The organism is Candidatus Methylomirabilota bacterium (assembly GCA_036002485.1).
Taxonomy (GTDB): Bacteria; Methylomirabilota; Methylomirabilia; order Rokubacteriales; family CSP1-6; genus AR37.
This window is the reverse complement of sequence record DASYTI010000114.1, coordinates 1-16,708: the sequence shown is the minus strand read 5'-3', so window position 1 is coordinate 16,708 and position 16,708 is coordinate 1. Positions and strand designations below refer to the sequence as shown.

At 68.1% G+C, this 16,708-nt stretch carries 18 protein-coding genes; 14 read left to right on the top strand and 4 right to left on the bottom strand.

Annotation, left to right across the window (positions count from 1 at the left end; genetic code table 11):
- From VGT00_11890 to VGT00_11880, 3 genes are all read left to right on the top strand, one after another.
- The coding region (locus VGT00_11890) for an alpha/beta hydrolase (protein ID HEV8532112.1) at positions 1-784 on the top strand (784 nt) is incomplete at its 5' end.
- Positions 785-803: 19 nt separating this feature from the next.
- Entirely contained in the window at positions 804-2,342 is a 1,539-nt protein-coding gene (locus tag VGT00_11885; GenBank protein ID HEV8532111.1) for an ABC transporter substrate-binding protein, read from the top strand.
- 33 nt (positions 2,343-2,375) lie between these two features.
- On the top strand, positions 2,376-3,326 hold the full coding sequence (locus VGT00_11880; protein ID HEV8532110.1) for an LLM class F420-dependent oxidoreductase: 951 nt from the start codon (positions 2,376-2,378) through the stop codon (positions 3,324-3,326).
- 79 nt (positions 3,327-3,405) lie between these two features.
- Here the strand turns inward: VGT00_11880 and VGT00_11875 are convergent, their stop codons facing one another.
- From VGT00_11875 to VGT00_11865, 3 genes are all read right to left on the bottom strand, one after another.
- Entirely contained in the window at positions 3,406-4,428 is a 1,023-nt protein-coding gene (locus tag VGT00_11875; GenBank protein ID HEV8532109.1) for a tetratricopeptide repeat protein, read from the bottom strand.
- A 68-nt stretch (positions 4,429-4,496) separates the two neighbouring features.
- Entirely contained in the window at positions 4,497-6,053 is a 1,557-nt protein-coding gene (locus VGT00_11870; GenBank protein HEV8532108.1) for a tetratricopeptide repeat protein, read from the bottom strand.
- 153 nt (positions 6,054-6,206) lie between these two features.
- Positions 6,207-7,226 carry a zinc-dependent alcohol dehydrogenase family protein gene (locus VGT00_11865; GenBank protein HEV8532107.1) on the bottom strand — a complete coding sequence of 340 codons (1,020 nt, stop codon included), beginning with the start codon at positions 7,224-7,226 and terminating at the stop codon, positions 6,207-6,209.
- Between the two features lie 177 nt (positions 7,227-7,403).
- Here VGT00_11865 and VGT00_11860 point away from each other — a divergent pair, with 177 nt between their 5' ends.
- The 8 genes from VGT00_11860 to VGT00_11825 all read left to right on the top strand — a co-directional run bounded on the left by VGT00_11860 (position 7,404) and on the right by VGT00_11825 (position 13,557).
- The gene (locus VGT00_11860; protein HEV8532106.1) at positions 7,404-8,231 is read left to right on the top strand and encodes an NAD-dependent deacylase; all 828 of its coding nucleotides are present in this window, start codon (positions 7,404-7,406) and stop codon (positions 8,229-8,231) included.
- Positions 8,232-8,306: 75 nt separating this feature from the next.
- The gene (locus VGT00_11855; protein ID HEV8532105.1) at positions 8,307-9,083 is read left to right on the top strand and encodes a fumarylacetoacetate hydrolase family protein; all 777 of its coding nucleotides are present in this window, start codon (positions 8,307-8,309) and stop codon (positions 9,081-9,083) included.
- Positions 9,084-9,107: 24 nt separating this feature from the next.
- Entirely contained in the window at positions 9,108-9,893 is a 786-nt protein-coding gene (locus VGT00_11850; GenBank protein HEV8532104.1) for an enoyl-CoA hydratase-related protein, read from the top strand.
- 142 nt (positions 9,894-10,035) lie between these two features.
- Positions 10,036-10,635 carry a CoA pyrophosphatase gene (locus VGT00_11845; protein ID HEV8532103.1) on the top strand — a complete coding sequence of 200 codons (600 nt, stop codon included), beginning with the start codon at positions 10,036-10,038 and terminating at the stop codon, positions 10,633-10,635.
- Positions 10,632-11,414, top strand: coding sequence for an enoyl-CoA hydratase-related protein (locus tag VGT00_11840; protein ID HEV8532102.1), 783 nt, complete (start codon positions 10,632-10,634; stop codon positions 11,412-11,414). The genes VGT00_11845 and VGT00_11840 overlap by 4 nt, the downstream gene beginning before the upstream one ends.
- A 15-nt stretch (positions 11,415-11,429) precedes the next feature.
- Positions 11,430-12,113 (top strand): hypothetical protein, encoded by a 684-nt coding sequence (locus VGT00_11835; GenBank protein ID HEV8532101.1) that lies wholly within the window; start codon positions 11,430-11,432, stop codon positions 12,111-12,113.
- 51 nt (positions 12,114-12,164) lie between these two features.
- Positions 12,165-13,043, top strand: coding sequence for a cytochrome c (locus tag VGT00_11830; GenBank protein HEV8532100.1), 879 nt, complete (start codon positions 12,165-12,167; stop codon positions 13,041-13,043).
- Positions 13,044-13,074: 31 nt separating this feature from the next.
- Positions 13,075-13,557 carry a cytochrome c gene (locus tag VGT00_11825; protein ID HEV8532099.1) on the top strand — a complete coding sequence of 161 codons (483 nt, stop codon included), beginning with the start codon at positions 13,075-13,077 and terminating at the stop codon, positions 13,555-13,557.
- 84 nt (positions 13,558-13,641) lie between these two features.
- Here the strand turns inward: VGT00_11825 and sppA are convergent, their stop codons facing one another.
- Positions 13,642-14,610 (bottom strand): signal peptide peptidase SppA, encoded by a 969-nt coding sequence (sppA, locus tag VGT00_11820; protein ID HEV8532098.1) that lies wholly within the window; start codon positions 14,608-14,610, stop codon positions 13,642-13,644.
- Positions 14,611-14,654: 44 nt separating this feature from the next.
- Here sppA and VGT00_11815 point away from each other — a divergent pair, with 44 nt between their 5' ends.
- The 3 genes from VGT00_11815 to VGT00_11805 form a co-directional block, all read left to right on the top strand.
- Entirely contained in the window at positions 14,655-15,620 is a 966-nt protein-coding gene (locus tag VGT00_11815; protein ID HEV8532097.1) for a pyridoxal-phosphate dependent enzyme, read from the top strand.
- Between the two features lie 133 nt (positions 15,621-15,753).
- Positions 15,754-16,350, top strand: coding sequence for a DUF4337 domain-containing protein (locus tag VGT00_11810; protein ID HEV8532096.1), 597 nt, complete (start codon positions 15,754-15,756; stop codon positions 16,348-16,350).
- 160 nt (positions 16,351-16,510) lie between these two features.
- Positions 16,511-16,708, top strand: a 198-nt coding sequence (locus VGT00_11805) for a hypothetical protein (GenBank protein ID HEV8532095.1), incomplete at its 3' end; no start/stop codon positions are given.

Sequence of the window (16,708 nt, the reverse complement as noted above, 5' to 3'; positions counted from 1 at the left end):
CGTGGAGGAGCACCACGTGCCCGTCGCGGGCGGGACCATCGGCGTGCGGCTCTACCGACCGAGCGACACGCGCCCGCTGCCCGCTCTCGTCTTCTATCACGGGGGCGGATGGGTGATCGGCGACCTCTACACGCACGACGGTATCTGTCGCGCCATCGCCAATGCCGCCGGGTGCGTGGTGGCCAGCGTCGACTACCGTCTCGCCCCGGAGCGCAAGTACCCGGCGGCTTTCGAGGACTCCTACGCGGCCCTGACCTGGCTCGCGGGCCACGCGCCCACGCTGGGCGTGGATTCCGCTCGTCTCGCCGTGGGCGGCGATAGCGCCGGCGGGAACCTGGCCGCCGCGGTCGCGCTGGCCGCCCGCGATCGCCGGGGCCCACGGCTGGCCCTCCAGCTTCTGATCTATCCCGCCACCGCTCATAGCTTCGACACGGCGTCGTACCGAGAGAACGGCGAGGGCTACCTGCTCACTCGCGAGGGCATGAAGTGGTTCTGGAGCCACTACCTCGCGAGAGCCGAAGACGGCCAGCAGCCGTACGCCTCGCCCCTCCTGGCCAAGGATCTCAGCGGCCTCGCCCCGGCCCTGGTGATCACCGCGCAGTACGATCCGCTGCGCGACGAGGGCGAGGCCTACGCGAAACGGCTGGGCGAGGCGGGGGTGTCCGTGACGAACACGCGCTACCCAGGGCTCGTCCACGGCTTCATCCGGATGATCAATGTGCTCGATCCGGCCAAGCGCGCCCTCGACGAGGTCGCGGCCACGCTCCGGAAGGCGTTCGCTTGACCTTGGCGCGGGGCCGACCGTGACCACACGCTTCGCCGGCCGAATACTCCTCGGCCTCGTCGTTCTCACGCTATGGCTGGCCGCGGCGGCCGCCGCGCAGCCGAGCGGGACCATGACGTGGGGCGTGCACGTGACGCTCGCCACACGGTGGCTCGACACCGCGGAGATCGAGGCGGACATCACCCCGTTCATGATCCTCTACGCGCTCCACGACGCGCTGGTCAAGCCGATGCCGGGCAATCTCAACACGCCGTCCCTGGCCGAGTCGTGGACCATGTCGAAGGACGGTCGCACCTGGGAGTTCCTCCTGCGCAAAGGTACCCGCTTCCACAATGGCGAGCCCGTCACCGCCGAGGACGTCAAGTTCTCCTTCGAGCGGTATCGCGGCGCCGCAGCCGCCCTCTTCAAGGAACGAGTCCGCGAGGTGCAGGTGGTGGATCCGGGCCGTGTCCGCTTTCACCTCAAAGAACCGTGGCCCGACTTCATGACGTTCTATGGCACGAGCGCCTCCGGCGCCGGCTGGATCGTGCCCAAGAAGTACGTGGAGAAGGTCGGGGACGATGGCTTCCGCAAGGCGCCCATTGGCGCCGGCCCCTACAAGTTCGTGAGCTTCCAGCCGGGCGTGGAGATGGTCCTCGAGGCCTTCGACGGCTACTGGCGCAAGACGCCGAGCGTGAAGCGCCTGGTGTTCCGCAGCGTCCCCGACGAGGCGACGCGGGCGGCCGCCCTCAAGCGCGGTGACATCGACGTCACCTACCTCCTCAATGGCCCCATCGCGGCGGACGTCCGGCGCACGCCGGGTTTGACCCTGACCGCGATGCGCACGAACGGCGTGCTGTGGGTCGAGTTCCCCGAGCAATGGACGGCCGGCTCGCCGTGGGCCGACCGGCGTGTGAGGCTGGCCGCCAACCTCGCCATCGACCGCCAGGCCATCAACGAGGCCGAGTCCCTCGGCTACTCCGGACCCACCGGCAACATCGTGCCGCGGCACCAGGAGTTCGCGCTGGCCATCGAGCCCCATCCCTACGACCCCAGGCGCGCAAAGGCGCTGCTCACCGAGGCGGGCTATCCGAACGGCTTCGACGCCGGCGAGTTCACGCCATTCCCCCCGTACACCGGCATGGGCGAGGCGATCACGAACTACTTCGCCGCCGTGGGCATCCGCATGCGCATGCGCACCATGGAGCGCGCGGCCCTGCTCTCCGCCTGGCGCGACCACAAGCTTCGCGGGGTCTTCGTCGGCGCCACCGGCTCGGCGGGCAACGCCTCCACGCGCCTCGAGGCCTTCGTCACCAGCAAGGGCGGCCTCGCCTATGGCTCGATCCCCGAGGTGGAGAGCCTGTTCGCCAGGCAGATCCAGGAGATGGACCGCAAGAAACGCGAGGAGATGCTGCATCAGATCCAGCGCATCCTCGCCGACCGCGTCACCTTCGCGCCCATCTGGGAGAACGGATTCATCCGGGCTTTCGGGTCGCGGGTCGAGGAGTCGGGGCTGACGCTGATCCAGTCCTTTCCGTACTCGGCGCCGCTCGAGGACGTGCGGCTCAAGAAGCAGTAGCGACGCTCGACGCGATCCGAACCGGAGGATGCCATGCGATATGGCTTTTACCTGCCTACCAGAGGTCCCGCGGCTACCTCAGAGGGGCTCACGGCCATTGTCCAGCGGGGCGAGGCCCTGGGGTTCGACTCGGTGGTGGTGGCCGACCATATCGTGTTCCCGACAGTGGTCCGCTCGCGCTATCCCTACACGGTGTCGGGGGAGTTTCCGGGCGAGGGGGACGCCCTCGAGCTGCTGCCCCTCATGGCCTTCGTGGCCGGCGTGACGAACCGGCTCCGGATCGTCTCCAGCGTGATGATCGTGCCCTACCGCAACCCCGTGGTGACGGCCAAGATGCTCGCCACCATCGACGTGCTCTCACGCGGCCGGCTCACCGTGGGCGTCGGGGTAGGCTGGCTGCGGGAAGAGTTCGAGGCCGTGGGCGCGGCGTCATTCGAGCGGCGGGGGGCGGTCACCGACGAGTATGTGCGCATCTTCAAGACGCTCTGGACCAAGTCTCCGGCCAGCTACGCGGGCGAGTTCTACCGGTTCGAAGGGTTGCAATGCCTGCCCCAGCCCCTGCAGAAGCCGCACCCGCCGATCTGGATCGGCGGTCACAGCGGAGCCGCCCTCCGCCGGGTGGCGCGCCTCGGCGACGGCTGGCATCCCGTGGGCGCCAACCCCGCGGTCCCCCTGCGCCCGGCCGAGCTGCGCGCTTCGCTCGATGAGCTGCGCAGACTCACGGTGGCCGAAGGCCGGGACTTCTCGAGCCTGACCATCTCCTTCAAGGCGCCGGTCTACGACGCGACCTCCGGCGCCGCCGCCCTGCCCGACGGCACCCGGCGGCCCTTCTCAGGCACGCCGGCCCAGATCGGCGAGGACATCGCGGCCTACGGAGCGCTCGGGGTGAGCGAGCTGATCTTCGACTTCCGCAGCCCCACCCCCGCAGAGGCGATTCAGCGGATGGAGCGCTTCGCGGGGGAGGTTCTGACGCGGGTGAAGTAGCCTCGGCGCTTTCGCTCAGCCGAAGTTGACCGCGGTGGTATTGCCGTCGCTGATGATCCGCCTGGTAGGCTCCGCGTCATCACTTGGTCCGGGTTCTCTCGGCCTCGGCTTTCACCTTCCGGAGCGTTTCCACGCGCTGCTTGGCCTCGGGCATGCCGGGACTCACCACGAGCAGCTTTTCGTACATCGCGATCGCCTTGTCGGTCCAACCCCACCGCTCGTAGATCCGCCCGGCAAAGTAGTAGGGGTCCGGGTCACGAGGCGCCATGGCGATGGTCTCGTCGAGAAGCCGTACCACCTTCTCCGACTCTCCCTGAAACCCGATGGCCACGGCCAACGTTCTATACACCCAGTAGTCACGGTGGCGCTCGGCCACGGGCTCCAGGAGGGATTGCGCCTCGCGGTTCTGGCCGGCCACGTTGAGAGAGTCGGCGACGCGCGCCGCCTGGCGATAGTCGTCGGGGTAGAGACGCAGGTACTCGCGCGCGGTGTGGGCGGCGTCGCGCCACCGCTGCTGTCTCAGGAGGTAGTCCATGAGGCGGTGCCAAGCCCCCACCGCCGTGGGAACTGCCGCGACAATGTCGCGCATGTACTTTTCCACGTTCCGTTCGATTCCCCACACCCAGGGGATTCCCAGCGTTCCACCCCTGAACTTGACGATGACCGCCTCACCGATCCACAGACGTCGCCGCTCATCGGGACGGAGCTGGAGGTACTCGACCCGCGACGGATCGTGCCAGGATCGCAGCTTGGCCCACGAGACGGAGGCGAGGGAGCCGACGTCGAGGTCGACGTCCCCATTGACCAGGTCGAGGATCTCGGAGGTGCGAGGCGGTAGCACATTGTCGTCGTGCAACCCGTTGGAGAAGAGTACGAGACTCCAGGAAGAGAAGATCAGAATGCCGAGGCTCCCCCAGTATTGCACACGCTCCAGCGCTTGTCCCAGAGGGTCTTCAGCCGTGACCCAACGGAACACGTGATTGACGAACATCACCGCGCCGAGCACCGTGAGAACGACGCCAATCCATGGCAGGAAGAACAACCACGGCCCCGGCACTCGGTAGGCGGCTTGCACACAGAGCGCCCATGTGCCGAGCGCCATGATGCCCATATGTCTCAGGAGCCCGACCATCCAGCGGATCCGAGGGCGGGGGCTTTCCGAGCGAACTGTCATCGGGCGGGTCTCTGCGCGGCGAGGTTCTGCTCCGCGGCAGGGAGCCGGTACCTGGCCGCGGGGTTTCCCGGGGCGTCCGCGAGCACCCGTCGATAGCACGAGACGGCCCGGCCGTATTCCTGCGTCTGGTCGTAGAGCATGCAGAGGCCGAGAAGGAACTCGGGGCTGCCGGGCGCCAGGCTCAACGCCCGCTCATATTCCCGGATCGCTTCCCGAACCCGCCGCTCGCCGTGATAGAAACTGGCGAGCTGGCTGTGTGGCCCCGGGTCGGTCGGATCGAGGGCCGCGGCTCTCTGCATGGCTGCCTCGGCGTCGGCGGTCCTCTCGAGCTTGTAGTACACAGAGCCCAGCCAGCTAAAGGTCTTTGAATTGCTCGGGTCCGCCTGGGCCGCGCGCTCGAGATATGTCAGGGCGGTCTTGGTGTCGCTGAGCGAGGAGTACATCTCACCCATCCGCCGCAGGTTCTCGGCTCGCCGTGGGTCGGCGGCGAGCTGCTTCTCGGCAAAGACCAATGCCGCGGGAAGGTCGCCGATCTTCTCGACAAGAAAGTCGCGCGCCAGCTCCGCGTAGAAAGGGTCCGCGGGCGCCGCGTCGACGGCGGCAAGCCACATGCGACGCTCGGAGACAAGGTCCCCCATGTCGCTATAGGCCACCGCGGCCCAACGGAAAGCGTCCGGATTCTTCGCGTTGACCTCCGTCGCCTTGAGGAATGCCTGCAGGGCCTGTTGCCGCTTGCCCCGTCGATTGGCGACAATGCCGATAGTCACCCACGCCGCGTCCGGACGGTCACCGGCCGCGATAGCTCGCTCGGCGTAGGCCACGGCTCTGGCCCCCTGGGCCCCATCGAAGATACGAAGGTATCGATGATAATGAGCAAGGAGACAGGCAGGTCTGCGCTCCTTGGGGAGACGGGCAAGCTCGCCCGCTGTTTCGAGCGCGGCCAGGAAGGTCAGCCGACGCTCTTCGACCGTACCACGGCGCAGTCCCCGATTGAGCGCATCGATGGCTTGGTTGTACTTGCCCGCGCGAGCGTGGACGATAGAGCTCAGGAGCAGCGCATCGAATTGATCCGTGCGAAGGGCGAGGACACGATCGAAGTATGCGAGCGCTTCCGTCGACGCTTGCGCCTCCATGGCGCGATGGCCCAAGGTCAAGAGCGCCTCGACGTCCGTCGCATCCTGGGCAAGGCCCGCCTCGGCCAGACGCACCGCGGCCGATACGTCGCCTCGACGGAGGGCGACATAGCTCTGATCGCGGGCATCCCCGAAGGCGCCGTGCTCCTGAAGGTGGTGTCGGTAGGCACGTGCCGCTTCGGCAAAGTTACCCGTGAGGTAGAAGGCCAGACCCTTCAAAGCGGGAAGCGAGAAGTCCAGCGAAGGCCATGGCGGCCCCGGGACGGGGTGGTCAGGCCCTATCTGCCTGACATGCAGGATCCCGAAGAACCGCTCATCCAGAGAATGAAGCCGCTGGTGGAAAAGAATTCCCGCGATGATCAGGAGAAGGACGAGAGCGATCCGGGTGCGTCGACCCAATGCGGAGAACGGGTTCGTCACGCGCCTTCCCCAGGACGGGTCACGCCGCTCATGCCCATATGTCATCGTAGCAAGGCGGCCCTCACCGAACGTTTACCTATGTGAATGGTATGGAAGTGTGCAATTTGTCGCCGCCTCCTGGCCCGTCCGCGGCTCGCCTGCGCGTCTTCCGCGTCAGTCGAGCATCAGGACCGCGGTCGCTTCGACGTCGGAGGTCTTGATATCGAGGAGCGCGCGATTGGCATCCGCCAGCGGGTAGCGTGTCACGCGAGGGCGGATCGGGATGGCGGCCGCCTCGGCGAGCAGCGCCTCGCCATCGGCGCGCGTATTGGCGGCGACGCTGCGGACCGTCTTCTCCCAGAAGAGATGCGGCTCGTAGGCCATGGCGGGCACGTCTGACATGTGTATGCCGGCGAGGGCGACGGTGCCGCCCTTGTCGACGGCGCGGAGCGCGACGGGCACGAGGCCGCCCACCGGAGCGAACACGATGGCGGCGTCGAGGGCGCCGGGCAGGGCATCGCCCGGCGCGCCCGCCCACGCTGCGCCGAGGCCGAGGGCCAGGCGCTGGCGCGCCGGCTCGCGCGTCAGGACATGGACCGCGCAGCCCCAGCTCCGCGCCACCTGAAGCGTGATGTGTGCCGAGGAGCCGAAGCCGTAGAGGCCGAGGCGACCCCCTCGCGGCACCTGGCTGCGGAGGAGCGCGCGGTAGCCGATGATCCCCGCGCAGAGCAGCGGCGTAGCCTCCGCGTCGTCGAAGGCCGCGGGGATCGCATAGGCGAAAGCCTCGGGCGCGCAACAGTACTCGGCATAGCCGCCGTCGTGGGTCCAGCCCGTGTACGTCGCGTCCCCGCAGAGGTTCTCGCGGCCGGAGACGCAGAAGCGGCAGCGCCCGCACGTCGAGCGAAGCCAGGCGATGCCGACGCGGTCGCCGATCTCGAAGCGGCTCGCGCCGCTCCCGCGCGCGTGCACACGTCCCACGACCTGGTGGCCCGGAATGACGGGCAGCCTGCGTGGGGGGAGATCGCCCTCGACCACATGGATATCCGTACGGCACCCAGCGCAGGCCACCACGCGCACGCGGATCTCTCCGGGGCCGGGCTCGGGCACGGGCGGGTCCGCCCAGGCGAGCGGAGAGGTCTCGACGGGAGCCTGGGCCGACAAGACCATGGCGCGCATCGCTCGGAATTGTCCCATGCCCGTATGGCTTGCGAGGGCGCCTGAGGCCGGGGTAGGCTTGGGGCGCTTCGGCCGGGCTCCGAGCTACTTACGAGCTACTTAAAGGACGGGCCCATCGAAGGCCGGGGCGATACCTAAGGTCAAGCCTATGCCGAAGCCATACAAGTCTCTGAAAAGGAAGGTCAAGCGCCGGGCGTGACCGATCCACTGACGGTGGTCGCCGACTGGGTCTGCTCGGCCAAGCGCACCGTGGTCTTCACGGGGGCCGGCATGAGCACCGAGTCCGGCATTCCAGATTTCCGGAGCCCGGGTGGCGTCTGGGACCGCTTCGATCCGAGGGAGTTCACTTTCCAGAACTTCATCGGCTCCGAGGAAGGACGCCGGCGGTACTGGGAGCTCGGCCGCATGGTCTATCCCGTCCTGCGCGGCGCCGAGCCCAATCCCGGCCATCTTGCCGTAGCCAGGCTCTGGAAGCTCGGGAAGCTCGACTGCGTCATCACCCAGAACATCGACAATCTCCACCAGAGGGCCGGGCTGCCCGCCGAGCGCGTCATCGAGCTGCATGGAAGCGCCATGCGGGCGCGGTGCCTGGCCTGTGAGCGACCCTACGATCGTGCGCAGATCCAGGACTGGCTCGAGGCTGGCGTGGCCGTGCCTACCTGCGATCCGCCCTGCGGCGGCGTGATCAAGCCGCGCACCATCATGTTCGGAGAAGCCATGCCGAGCGAGGAGACCGAGGAGGCCGAGCGGCGCTCCCGGGCGGCCGACCTCTTCATCGTGGTCGGCTCCTCGCTCGTTGTCTATCCCGCCGCGCAGATGCCCGTCCACGCCAAGCAGGCCGGCGCGCGCCTCGTGATCGTCAACCGCACGCCCACGCCCCAGGACTCCGAGGCGGATCTCCTCATCCCGGGCAGCGCCGCCGAGGCCCTGACGGGCATTGTCGAACATCTCGAAGTTCGAGCTGAGACGCTGCCCGCTGTTCGAGCTGAGCGGCGGCCAAAGCCGTCGCGAGGCGAGAGCTGAATTGATCCCGCAGGCGACGCCCGAGCCAAGACTGGCGTCCGTGTCTCGTAAACTTCCTTCATCCAGGAGCCGGCCATGCCCATCGGCGTGAGCGATGCCGTCGACCGCCTCGTCAAGAATCGCGCGAGCGGCCAAACCATGCCTCCCCTGTCCGAGTCTGCCTCCGATCTCTCCGTCGAGACGGCGTACAGGATTCAGCGCGCGCTCGAGAGCAAGCTCGTCGAGGGGGGAGACCGCGTGGTCGGCTGGAAGGCCGGCTTCACGAACGCGACCCTGCAGGAGAGCTATGGCGTGAAGGAGCCCGTGCTGGGCTTCCTGCTCGCGTCGGGCGTCTTCGCGAGCGGCGACGCCGTGCCCATCTCGCGCTTCACCGTGGCCGGGCTGGAAGTGGAGATGGCCTTTCTCATGAAGGCCGATCTCGCCGGTCCGGGCGTCACCCCCGTTTCCGCGCTCCTCGTGGTGGAGGGCGCCATGCCCGCCTTCGAGCTGATCGACTTCAGGCTCTCGGGCAAGCTGCGGGCGGCCGACGTGATCGCCGATGGGGTCCTCGCCAATGGCATCGTGCTCGGCTGGCCGCTCGGCCCTGTGACGGGGATCGATCTCGCGCTCGAGGGCGTGGTGTTCGAGCAAAATGGCGAGCGCGTGGCCACGGCCACCGCCGCCGAGGTCATGGGTAATCCGCTCAACTCGCTCGCCTGGCTGGCCAATGCACTCGGCGGGCAGGGAGGCAAGCTCAGGGCCGGCGATATCGTCATGACCGGCTCCATCTCCAAGGTGTTGCGTCCCAAGGCGGGCGACTCCGTCCGCGCGTCGTTCACCCGGCTCGGCTCGGTCTCCTGCCGCTTTGTCTGAGACCTCCGGGCGGAGGATCTGAGCATGTCCACGGTGCTCTACGAACAATCGGGAAGGATCGTCACCATCACGATTAACCGGCCCGAGGCCATGAATGCGATCGATGCCGAGACCAACCAGGCCCTGAGCGAAGCCTGGACGCGCTTTCGCGACGACGGCCAGGCCTGGGTGGCCATTCTCACGGGCGCTGGCGAGAAGAGCTTCTCCGCGGGCGCGGATCTCAAGAGGCTGATCCCGGCGTCTTATGGCAAGGGCGTGGAGCGCCGTGGGCACGAGAGCCCCGGACTCGGCGGCATCACGCGTGGGCTCGAGATCTGGAAGCCCATGATCGCGGCCATCAACGGTCACTGCCTGGCGGGCGGGATGGAGCAGGCGCTGGCCTGCGATCTCAGAATCGCGGCGCCCCATGCGACCTTCGGGCTGCCCGAGGTCCGCTGGGGGATCATTCCGGGCGCGGGCGGGACGCAGAGGCTGCCTCGCACGGTATCCCTGGCCAAGGCCATGGAGATGATCCTGATGGCGAAGACCCTCACCGCCGAGGAGGCTCTCGCAGCCGGGCTGATCAATGCCATCGTGCCGCCGGCCGAGCTCATGCCGACGGCGCGCAAGTGGGCCGAGACCATATGCGAGCGGGGGCCGCTGGCCGTGCGAGCGGCCAAGGAATCCGTCATCCGGGGTCTCGCGATGTCGCTGCCGGACGGGCTGCGTCTGGAGGCGTTCCTGTCGGGAACGCTGCGCGGCACCGAGGATGCGGTCGAGGGGCCCAAGGCCTTCGCGGAGAAGCGGAAGCCGAACTTCCAGGCCCGCTAGGAGCGTGTCGGAGTAATGGTCGACAGACGGTCGAAGCAGGCGATGCGCACCCGATGGTCCGCTTCGAGCGCCGGCTTTGCCGGCGCAGCCTTTCTGGGGGAGGTTCGGAAGGGGGGCGGAGCCCCCCTCCGAGTCTTCTAGCGTGGATTTCCTGGAGCTCAAGCGGCGCCTCGACGCGGCCCTCAGCCGCCGGCCGCGCCGGGAGCTCTCGCGGAGCGATCTGATCTCGGCGGCCGTGCTGCTGCCCATCACCGCGCACCCGCCGGAGGCGGGCGAGCCCCACATACTCTTCACCAAGAAATCGGCGGACGTGCCGCATCATAAGGGGCAGTTCTCCTTTCCGGGCGGCATCGTGGAGGAGCGGGACGGCTCCCGGGTGGAGACGGCCTTGCGCGAGGCGTGGGAGGAGATCCGGCTGCCCCCGGACGCGGTCGAGGTGCTGGGCCTCCTCGACGACACCGCGACGCGCGCGACACCGTTCGTCATCACCCCCGTGGTCGGGATCGTCACGCGCGACGTGAGCTTCCAGGCCGATGGCCGGGAGATCGAACGGGTGCTAGAGGTGCCGCTGGAGACGCTGCGGGACCCGAACATCTTCCGCACCGAGCTCTGGGAGCGCGAGGGGACGCCGCATGCCGTCCACTTCTTCACCGTGACGGTCGAGGACGTGATCTGGGGCGCCACAGCTCGCATCCTCAAGCAGTTCCTCGACATGGTCGAAGGGCGCGAGGACGAACCGTGACGTACGAGACCCTGCTCGTGACGGTGGCCGACGGCGTCGCCTCGGTGACCCTCAACCGACCCGAGGTCAGGAACGCGCTGAACGGCACCATGATCCGGGAGCTCGAGGAGTCCTTGAGCGCTCTCGAGGCCGATCCTCACGCGCGGGTCATCGTGTTGGCGGGAGCGGGAGACAGGGCCTTCTGCGCGGGCGCCGATCTCAAGGCCATGGGCGAGCGGGGCACGACGCTGCAGGCCCGCGACTCTTTCGGCGGGCTCGCCCGCATCCTCGAGGCCATGGCGCGCATGAAGACGCCGCTCGTGGCCAAAGTGCACGGCTTCGCCCTCGCAGGCGGCTGCGGTCTGGCTGCGGGCTGCGACATCGTGATCGCGGCGGAGGACGCCGTCTTCGGCCTGCCCGAGATCAAGGTCGGCCTGCTGCCCCTCATCGTCATGGCCCCCATCTTGCGCAGCGTCGGGCGCAAGCGCGGCATGCTCATGATTCTCTCGGGCGAGCTGGTGCCCGCCCGCGAGGCGTGCGAGATGGGTCTCGTGAGCCGGCTCGTCCCGCGCGCCGAGCTCGATTCGGCGGTGGAGGCGCTGGCGCGGACCCTCGCCGGCTTCTCGCCGACGGCGCTCGGGCTCGCCAAGGAGGCCGCGGCCACCGCGATGGGCCTCGAGTACGGCGCAGCCCTCCGCTACCTGCGGGAGCTCCTCACCCTGGTGGCGATGTCGGACGACGCCAAGGAAGGCATCGCCGCGTTCTTCGAGAAGCGGCCGCCCCGCTGGACGGGACGGTAGGGAGGTGGTCGATCCATGACACTGCGCGCGTGGGGAGTGGCCGGGCTCGCCTTCGGTGCGATTCTCGCCCTGGAAACCGTATCGGTGATGGCCCAGCCTCGGGAGCTGCCCGCGACGGTGGTGACCCTCACGGGCAAGGCCGAGGTGTTCAAGAAGGGCGATACGGCCTGGAAGCCTGCCGAGCTTCGCGCCGAGTTGGGCGAGGGCGATGGTATTCGCACCTTTCCCAGCGTCCGCGCCACGCTCCGGACCGGGGGCGGCCATGCCATCCGCGTCGCGGCGCTGTCCCAGGTCTTCTTCCTGCCTGCCGAAGGGACCGGCGAGGATCAGCCCGTGCGGGTCCGGATGGACCGCGGATGGCTCTGGGTTGCCGTGGCAGCGGGCGCGTATGCGCGGCCGCCCGTCGAGGTGCGTATCGGGCCGACGCGCGTCACCCTCCGCAATGGCGGGGTGGGGCTCCGGCTGGGTCGCGACGGCGCCGTGCTCGTGCGCGTCTACCACGGGCTGGCGACCATCGCGGCTGCCGGCAACCAGCCGGTCTGGGAGCGCTCCCTGAGTGACGACCAGGAGCTGCTCGTGGGCGGCACCGGCACCCCCGCCGATGTCCGAAAGCTCTCTCGCGAGCCCGTGGAGGCATCCTGGGTTCAGTGGAACGAGGAGCAGGATTACGCCGCCTATGGCGGCAAAGCCCCTCGATAACCTCGACGGAAGTGGGAACCGGCGGGCCGGGCTTTGCGTTAGGATACTGCCGTGCGCCGACTTCTCTTCGCGACCTGCCTCGTGACCTGGTGGGCCGGCGCTGTCTTCGCCGGCGATCCAGCCGAGGTCGCCCGTGGCAAGTACATCTTCGGCGCCGCCGGCGGCTGCGGCTGCCATACGGAGCCCAAGGGCCAGCTCAATGCGGGGGGCAAGAAGTTCGAAGGGCCCTTCGGGACCGTCTACGCGACCAATATCACGCCGGATCGTCAGACCGGCATCGGCGGCTGGACGGACGAGCAGATCATCACGGCCATTCGGCTCGGCCGGCGGCCCAACGGCGAGCGCATCCTTCCCGTCCACCCCTTCATGTCCTTCAATGGCATGGCCGAGGGCGACCTCAAGGCGGTAGTGGCCTTTCTCCGCTCGGTCCCGCCGGTGAATCGCAAGAACACGCCGAAGAAGATCACCGTGCCCATGTTCGAGAGCGTGTTCCTGCCCGCCTGGCTCATGACCTTCGCCGCCAAGGAGACGCCACCGCCCGCCGCGCCTCAGTCCGGACTGCCGCGGGGCGAATACCTCGTGCGGGCCGTCGGCCACTGCGGCGAATGCCACACGCCCCGCTCGGCCATGACCATGGCCGTCGACAATGGCCGCTTCCTCGCCGGAAATCCGAAGAAGACCGGTCCCGAAGGCCAGCTCGCGTCCAATATCACGCCCGACAAGGCCACCGGCATCGGCGACTGGACCGAGGAGCAGATCGCGACCTATCTCGAAACTGGCAACCGGCCCGATGGCGATGTGGCGGGCGGGCTCATGGGCGAGAACATCCAGGGCACGGTGGCGGGCTACAAGGACTTGAGCAAGCCCGATCTCCAGGCCATCGCGAAGTATCTGAAGGCCATCCCTGCCGTCAAGAACAAGATCGAGTAGCGGGAGCTCACACCATCACCGAGGAGGCGACATGACCCGACGAGCCACGCTCCGCCGAAGCATCGTGCTGATCCCCCTCGTAGCGGCGACGGTAGCGGCCTGCACCACGGCGGCGCCGCCGAGAATGATCGGCACCAACGACGTCGTCTTCGACCGCCAGCGCATCATGAAAACGCAGGGCGCCATGTGGACCGACGCCCAGAACAAGTTCAAGGCGGGCAATATCGAGGGCATCGCCGCCAATGCCGAGGTGATCGCCATCACGGCCATGCAGATCCCTACGCTCTTTCCCGAAGGATCGCTCACGGAGAAGAGCAAGGCCAAGATCGAGCTCTGGCAGCGCCGGCCCGAGTTCGAGGCGGCGGCCAAGAACCTGACGGTCTGGTCGGAACGGTTGCGGGATGCCTCGAAGGCCAAGGACGAGAAGGCGGTCGCCGATATCATGAAGGACTACGGTCGGATCGGCTGCGGCTCCTGTCACACGCCGTTCCGTCAGCCGCCGCCGCGCTCCTGACGCGCGCGGAGCTGCGGACGCAGAAGGGGGGCGGGCCTCACGGCCCGTCCCCCCCTTCGCGTCTACCCGCCGAGGATCAGCGGATCAGGGCCACCAGAGGTACATGAAGCGCGGGCCGCTGCCGCCGACCAGGGTCGCGAGCGAGCCGAGCGAGCCCTCGAGCCCCGAGGCCGCGGGCGGCGTCCCGGAATAGAAGTTGGAGCGATACTCCCGGGGGCGGTGGTACATGATGACCTTCGCCTCCTCGACCCCCGCGGCTTTCCGCGCGGAGGCGAGGACATCGTCCATGTAGCCGATGGAGTCGACAAGCCCCAGCGCCTTGGCCTGCTCGGCCGTGTAGATGCGGCCATCGGCAAAGGCGCGCACCCGCTCCTCGGGCATCTTGCGGTTCTCCACGATGAGCGCGACGAAGCGCCCGTACATCTGGTCGATCACCGACTGGAAGATGGCGCGCTCCTCGGCGGTGAGCTGACGGAAGGGCGAGCCGGCGTCCTTCTTGTCGGCGGACTTGATGGCGAGGGGAGCCACGCCGATCTTCTCCATGAGCCCCTGGGCGTTGAGGGTGAGCATGATGACGCCGATCGAGCCCGTGACCGTGGTGGGCATGGCGATGATGGTGTCGGCCGCGAGGGCGGCGTAGTAGCCGCCGGAGGCGGCGACGTCCATCATGACTGCCACCACCGGGACCTTCTTGCGCGCCTTGAAGGCGACGATCTCGCGATAGATGAGGTCGGAGGCGGTGATGGTCCCGCCTGGGCTGTTGATGCGGACGACGAGGGCCTTGATGTCGTCGTCGCCCTCGGCCTTTTTCAGCTCCTCGCGCACGCGCGCGACGATCGGCACCTTGGGGGGCGGGGTGGTCAGCGCGATGCTGGCCGTCTCGTCGGAGAGCACGCCCGAGACGTCCATGAGGAGGATCTTGGCCCTGCCCTTGCCCTCGACCGTCTCCTCGTGGAGGGGACGGATGCGAGGCACGAGCTCGATGCTGAGAAGGGATGAGCAGCCCTGAAGCAGAAGTAGCGCGGACGCGGCCACCACCGTGAGCATTCGCATAGAGGGAGTATAACCCGCCTCGACAGGTGCTCTATAATCGCCCCATGAATGCCATAACCATCGATGATGTCCGGGAGGCGGCGCGGCGTCTCAAGGGACACATTCATCGCACGCCCGTCGTCACGAGCCGCTCCTTCGACGAGGCCTCGGGCCAACGCGTCTTCTTCAAGTGCGAGAACCTGCAGCGGGCGGGCGCCTTCAAGATCCGAGGCGCCCTCAACAAGCTCTTGACCCTCACCGAGGTGGAGCGCAAGCGGGGCGTGGTCGGCTTCTCCTCGGGCAACCATGCCCAGGGCGTGGCGCTGGCCGCCAAGCTCACGGGCGCCTCGGCCATCATCCTCATGCCCACCGATGCGCCTGCCTCGAAGGTGGCCGCCACCAGAGGCTATGGCGCCGCGGTGGTCTTCTACGACAGGCAGACCGAGGACCGCGAGGCCAGGGCCAAGGATCTGGTGGCGACGACGGGGCGCGTCCTGGTGCCGCCGTACGACGATCCCGCGATCATGGCGGGGCAGGGAACGGCGGCGCTCGAGCTCCTGGAGGAGGCGCCGGATCTCGACGCCCTGCTGACGCCCATGGGAGGCGGCGGGCTCATGGCCGGCTGCAGCACCGTGGCCAAGGCGCTCCGGCCCGCAATGAAGATCTACGGCGTCGAGGCGGATACCGCCAATGACACGTATCTGTCCTTCAGGAAGGGCGAGCGCGTGACGATCGCGCCCCCGCCCACCATCGCCGACGGCATCCGCAATCTCTCCCCGGGCGCGCTGACGTTCCCCATCAACCAGCAGACCCTCACCGACGTGCTACTCGTCTCTGACAAGGAGATCGAAGAGGCGGTGCGCTTCCTGCTCCTGCGCGGCAAGATCCTGGTCGAGCCCACCGGGGCCGTCCCTGCCGCCGCTCTTCTCGCGGGCAAGCTGCCCATGCCCAAGGGCTCCCGCGTCGGTGTCGTCCTCTCGGGCGGCAACATCGATCCCGCCCTCCTCGCCGAGATTCTATCGCGAAGCTAGCAGGCGGCTGAAAAAGGCCCATCTGCTTCGTTGTCGGCTGCACGCTCAACGTACAGGGAGTACGCCTCGCATGCAGCCTTCGGGCGCCGCCTCGCATCTGGGCCCTTTCTGAACCGCAGGCGACCGCAACGACATGCCTGAAGTCGAGCTGCCGAACCCCGAGGAGATCCACGAGAAAGCCGAGAGCAGCTTCGGCCGGCGGGTGGCGCTCGTTACGGCCGTCTTCGCCGTGATGCTCGCCCTCGCCGGACTCGGGGGCAACAACGCCACCAAGGAGATGCTCCTCGCCCAGCAGCAGTCGTCCGATCAATGGGCCTTCTATCAGGCCAAGGTCATCCGCGAGCATCAATACCGGAGTCAGAAGATGCGCCTGGAGGCCGATCTCATCGAGCGCGGCCCCTCCCTGCGCCCCGAGGCGCGCGAGAAGCTCGAGGCGGTGCTCCGGAAGTACGACGAGGAGGAGACGCGCTACAACGCGGAGAAGAAGGAGATCGAGCAGGCGGCCAAGCGCCTGGAGGCGGCGCGCGATCGCTTCCAGGCAAAAGATCCCTACTTCGATGTGGCCGAGGTGTTTCTCCAGATCGCCATCGTGATGTCCTCGGTGTCCATCCTGTCCCGCTCGCGCCCCGTCTTCTTCTTCAGCGTGCTCCTGGCCCTCATCGGCGCCACCCTGACCGTCAACGGCTACGCGCTGCTGTTCCGACTGCCCTTCCTGCACCACGGTCACTAGTCCGGGTCCCGCGAGGCCACTCCACGGTGTGCGCGTGACCCGGCCCCGGCGCCGGCCGTCCGGGGGAAAGACTCGAGCGGGCGCGCGAACCGGCGCACCCGCCGTCTCGTGGGACACCCGCCTCGCGACCGCATGGCCCGAATGGACGGGGGCGCTTGTGGTGGCCGCGGCCACGTTCCTCGCCTTCGCGCGGGTCCTCGACAATGACTTCGTGGACTGGGACGACGATTCGACCCTGCGCCAGAATCTCGCGTACCGGGGCCTGGGCCTGGACAATCTCCGATGGATGTTCACCACGGCCCACATGGGCCACTACATGCCCGTCACGTGGATCTCTTTCGCTCTCGACTACCTCCTC